The organism is Malikia granosa (assembly GCF_002980595.1).
Classification (GTDB): Bacteria; Pseudomonadota; Gammaproteobacteria; order Burkholderiales; family Burkholderiaceae_C; genus Malikia; species Malikia granosa.
In genome coordinates, this window is record NZ_PVLQ01000122.1 from 1 (window position 1) to 4,724 (window position 4,724).

General features: G+C 57.1%; 4 protein-coding genes. 2 read left to right on the forward strand and 2 right to left on the reverse strand.

The features are described 5' to 3' along the window. Positions 1-107: 107 nt before the first annotated feature. Positions 108-2,381, reverse strand: a complete 2,274-nt coding sequence (locus C6P64_RS17380) for a heavy metal translocating P-type ATPase (RefSeq protein WP_105749792.1) — start codon at positions 2,379-2,381, stop codon at positions 108-110. Positions 2,382-2,459: 78 nt separating this feature from the next. Here C6P64_RS17380 and cadR point away from each other — a divergent pair, with 78 nt between their 5' ends. Both cadR and C6P64_RS18075 read left to right on the forward strand, forming a co-directional pair. Then, complete coding sequence (gene cadR, locus C6P64_RS17385) at positions 2,460-2,891, forward strand: Cd(II)/Pb(II)-responsive transcriptional regulator (RefSeq protein WP_105749793.1); 432 nt, start codon at positions 2,460-2,462, stop codon at positions 2,889-2,891. 715 nt (positions 2,892-3,606) lie between these two features. Further along, positions 3,607-4,152 (forward strand): hypothetical protein, encoded by a 546-nt coding sequence (locus C6P64_RS18075; protein WP_146115975.1) that lies wholly within the window; start codon positions 3,607-3,609, stop codon positions 4,150-4,152. Positions 4,153-4,223: 71 nt separating this feature from the next. Here C6P64_RS18075 and C6P64_RS18295 read toward each other — a convergent pair. Then, positions 4,224-4,724 (reverse strand): hypothetical protein (locus tag C6P64_RS18295; protein ID WP_170073143.1); only part of this gene is annotated, 501 nt, incomplete at its 5' end.

Consider the following 4,724-nt stretch of genomic DNA (forward strand, 5'->3'; position numbering starts at 1 on the left):
GTTTTTCAACGGCCTGTTAAACCCTGAAGGGAGGACGAACGCTACTGCGGATCTGGAAAGACGTCAATCGGCCACTGGCTTCACATGATGGACATCCTGGATGCGGTTCAACGTCGCAGCAGCCGCAAACCGTTGAACACGACCAACAGACTGGTGCCCATGTCGGCGAACACCGCCATCCACATGGTGGCTTGTCCCGTGAATGTCAGGACCAGGAACACCGCCTTGATGCCCAATGCCAGCGCGATGTTCTGTACCAGTACCGTTCGGGTGGCGCGTGACAAACGAACAAAGCGTGCGATCTTGTTCAAGTCATCGTCCATGAGTGCCACGTCAGCCGTCTCGATGGCCGTGTCGGTACCCGCTGCGCCCATCGCAAAACCGATGTCGGCACGCGCCAGGGCCGGGGCATCATTGATGCCGTCGCCCACCATGCCTACCTTGCCGCTGCGCGCGTAGCCTTCGACTGCACGCAGCTTGTCCTCCGGCAGTTGGTCGCCGAAGGCTTCGTCAATCTGGACCTGGGCCGCGATGGCACGCGCCGTGTGCGCGTTGTCGCCAGTCAGCATGACGGTCTTGATGCCCAACTCGTGCAGCGCCTGGATCGCGTGGCGGCTGCTGTCCTTGACCGTGTCGGCCACGGCGAACAGAGCCAGTACGTGCTCGCCATCAGTGAGAAGGATGACCGTCTTGCCTTGCTCCTCCAGTCCGCCAAGCTGCGCTTCCAGGATAGGCGAACATACGCCAAGCTCATGAACCAGCCGATGGTTGCCGAGCTGGTACGGCACGCCGCCAACCGTTCCGCGCACCCCTCGCCCAGGAATGGCGGCGAAGTCGGCTACCTCCAGCAGGGGGATGCCGTTTTCTCGCCCGGCGACGGCAATGGCATGAGAAACGGGGTGATCGGATCGCGCCGCGAGACTGGTGGCGATACGAACGGCATCCAGCCCGGCCGGCGCATCCAGCAATACTGCATCGGTCATCGCTGGTTTGCCGTGCGTGATGGTGCCGGTCTTGTCGAAAGCCAGCCACGCGAGCTTGTGGCCTTCTTCGAGATAGACACCGCCCTTGACCAAGATGCCATGGCGGGCGGCCGCCGCCAGGCCGCTGACGATGGTGACGGGCGTCGAAATGACCAAGGCGCACGGGCAGGCAATGACCAGCAGAACCAGCGCCCGGTAGATCCAGTCGTGCCAACCGCCGTCAAGCAGCAACGGGGGCACCAGCGCCACCGCCAGGGCGAAGACGAACACCGCCGGCGTGTACACCTTGGCAAATTGATCGACGAAGCTCTGGGTGGGCGCGCGTGCGCCTTGCGCTTCCTCGACCGCGTGAATGATGCGCGCCAGCGTCGAATGCGTGGATTCAGTCGTGACTTGGTATTCGAAGGAACCGGACTGGTTAATGGTTCCAGCGAAGACGCTGTCGCCGACCGACTTCTCGATTGGCAGGCTCTCGCCCGTGATAGGTGCCTGGTTGACACTCGACCGGCCGATGGTGACCACGCCGTCGAGGGCGATGCGTTCTCCCGGCTTGACGCGCACGGTCTGTCCGATGGCCACGGTCTTGACCGGCACATCGGTCCAACTGCCGTCCGCCTGTTGCACCGTCGCTCGTTCCGGCGTGAGCTGCAGCAGGCTGCGGATGGCATTGCGGGCCCGATCCAGCGACTTCGCCTCGATCCACTCGGCGATAGTGAACAAGACCATCACCATGGCCGCTTCCGGCCATTGTCTCAGTAGTACCGCGCCGGTGACGGCAATGCTCATCAGGGCGTTGATGTTGAGATTTCCGTGACGCAAGGCGATCCAGCCCTTCTGATAGGTGCCGATGCCGCTGAGGGTGATCGCCATGAGTGCCAGCAGCGCGACCAGCCATTCCGGTCCGGCGAGCCAGTTCGCGATTTCCGCCCCCACGGCGGCCACACCGGCCAGGGCCAGCGGCCACCAGGGCTTGCTGACCGGCGCGCTGGCGACAGCAGCGTTCTCCATCGTTTCGGCCGTCATGCCGAGGTCGCGGATGGCGTCATCTATAGCGGAAAGGGCGTCGTGCCGATGTACCACGGTCAGCACGCGCTGCATCAAATTGAATTCCAGACCGCGCACAGCGGCCATGCCGCCGAGCTTCTTGCGGATCAAGGCTTCTTCGGTCGGGCAATCCATCTGGGCGATGCGCAGACGGGTCAGCGTGTGGCCGGCTGGAATATCGGTCATGTCCTGGCTGTCGGCATCCGAGGTCGGCCTTTGCAGCGGTCGGCCTGTGCAGCATTCCTGGCCATGCGGTTCGTGGTGATGATCGTGTGCATGGACCTTCTGATCATGCGAGTGATCGTGGCAGCAAGCGTGATGAGTAGGGGTAGTCTTGGCGAGGGGGGCGGGCATAGTGCGAAACCATTGTCGGAACATGGCGTATTTCACACCCTGAAGTTACTACAGGGTCAAGTAACTTAGAGTCTGCTCATGAAAATCGGTGAACTTGCCCAGGTGGCACAGTGCACGGTGGAAACCGTGCGTTACTACGAAAAGGAAGGACTGTTGCCCGCCCCGGCGCGCACAGCCGCCAACTACCGCAGCTACAGCAGTGCTCAGGTTGACCGGTTGCGCTTCATCCGCAACTGTCGCGCGCTGGACATGACGCACGAGGAAATCCGCACGCTGCTGGGCTTGATTGACCAGTCAGCAGGCGATTGTGGTGCCGTCAACCAGCTACTCGACGAGCACATCGCCCACGTCGATGTACGGATAGATGAGCTGTCCCAGCTTAAGCAGCAACTCAGTGAGCTACGTCAGCGTTGCCAAAGCGAGCAGGCCATGGACGCCTGCGGCATTTTGCAGGGACTCGCGGCGATGGAAACAGAGCCAAGGCATGAACGGCATACCCACATCGGGTGATCTATGCAGTGCAAACGACTCTTGAAGTCATGTGCAGTCGACTTATGAAAATGGCAACGGTACTGTACGCCGCGCTGCAAGCTGCGAGTGCAGTGGACTCCTGACATTCCGTGCAGTCGCCTTCTGAAAACGACACCCGATCAGTGCCATTTCCGCTTCTTTTTGTCCGTTGTTCCGTCCGTTTATCTTAATGTCCAAAAACCCGTAAATCAAGTAAGTATTCGGACAATGTCCGGCATGACCGACTAATGATCGTTTTCCGGACAAGGCGGAACCGTGCAGGGACTTGTGTGCACTTCCCGCCCGTAGTGGTGGCTCGTGCATAGGACACCCTCAGCTTGTCGAGTTCTTGACTGGACTTGGCAAAGGCGGCGGTATCCCGCATTTTTTTCAACCTGTGGCGCGTGCGTTTCCACACTAACCCGTTATCCTTCAAGATTCGGGTGAGGGTCTCGACATGGATCGGCTCGCCTTGGGCATCGGCGTGGCGCTGCATCAGATCGGTGGCCGTCAGGGGCTCTTCGCGTGCTCATTGCACCAGACGATCGACAGCGTACTGGTATAATATTTTTGAGTCCGTAGATGCAAACAACAAGCTTGCCATAGTGTTTTCCGGGCACTTAATTCAAGCTATACATATTAGGCTTTGGATTCGTCAGAGTTCTGTTTCTATTGCGCCGACTATTTAGCACTGCCTGATGGTTAAGGAGATATTTTGGAAAACATTGAACTATTCAACAGCTACGCCAGCCGATTTCTGGTCGCGCTCTACAATAATTTTCCGATACCCCTACTGCTCAGAGCGGAACACTACGTCGGTGAATACGTCAAACCTGAAGGCGCAGAACCAGACGAAGATGCATCAGAGAGTGAGCGTGAAGCGTGGGAAAAAGCCCGAGCTGATTATTTTTACTCCCGCCAAAAACGTGATGTTTTTACAGGCACCATAAATTTTCTGCACAACGAGCGGTTAATTCGCTACACGCACCCCAGCACAAATATCCACGTCAAGGATCTTGCGCCAGATGACATTCTGATTGATCGTGCCTCAGATGTTAATTCCAGACAATTGCTCAAATTCGTACTCACAGCGCACGGTCTTGCTCAACTTAGCAAGACAGTCTCCGGTGGAAAAATCATCAACGATACACTTATTGGCAAGTTAAAGGAGAGTCTGGCTAACGAAACGGTCAAGGCAGCGCCGGGCACAGCAATTTCTGCGGTAGTTCCTTGGCTTGGGAGTATGTCGAGCGGAGGTTAATGCCATCCCGTTATACAAAATTCGTAGGGTGATGGGTGAGTGATTTCAAGGTGCCTTTGGCCGCCTTACGCTCAAACCACCTCGTAATTCATAATTCCTTCTTGTGACTTGGCGCGAAGCAGGCTGTAGAACTTGTATGCCGTGTACTTTTCGAGTTTATCGATAGGAACTTCGCGTGCTCGATCCGGGCACGACTCGTTGCCACTACGCAATCTGAAGTCTTCGAATGGATAATTGATGAGTGGCAAAGCTATCATTGGGTCAGCCCTTAGATCATCGAGAAGAGATAGTTCCATCTGCGTTTTTGCGATTTCAGCCTTCTCGAAAAATCGCTTCACAATCTCGAATTTCTCGTGTGTTCGAAGGGATGAGAACTGAATAATATGACCCATCAGTGTGCGCACTTTCTCTATAGTGAGCTCGGGATTCAGGGAATACGGTCGGCTGACTGCAAGTTGCAATATCTCACCTTGTACCTTTTCCCAAGACTTGCCACGCATGTCGACTTCGAATTCGCCGGCGAGCAAGTGAAGATCCTTGGGGTCTTTGGCGGGAGTGATTTCAAGGTGCCC

Coding starts and splice junctions, on each gene's coding strand:
- C6P64_RS17380 (WP_105749792.1), bottom strand. CDS start 2,381: ATGCCCGCCCCCCTCGCCAAGACTACCCCTACTCATCACGCTTGCTGC.
- cadR (WP_105749793.1), top strand. CDS start 2,460: ATGAAAATCGGTGAACTTGCCCAGGTGGCACAGTGCACGGTGGAAACC.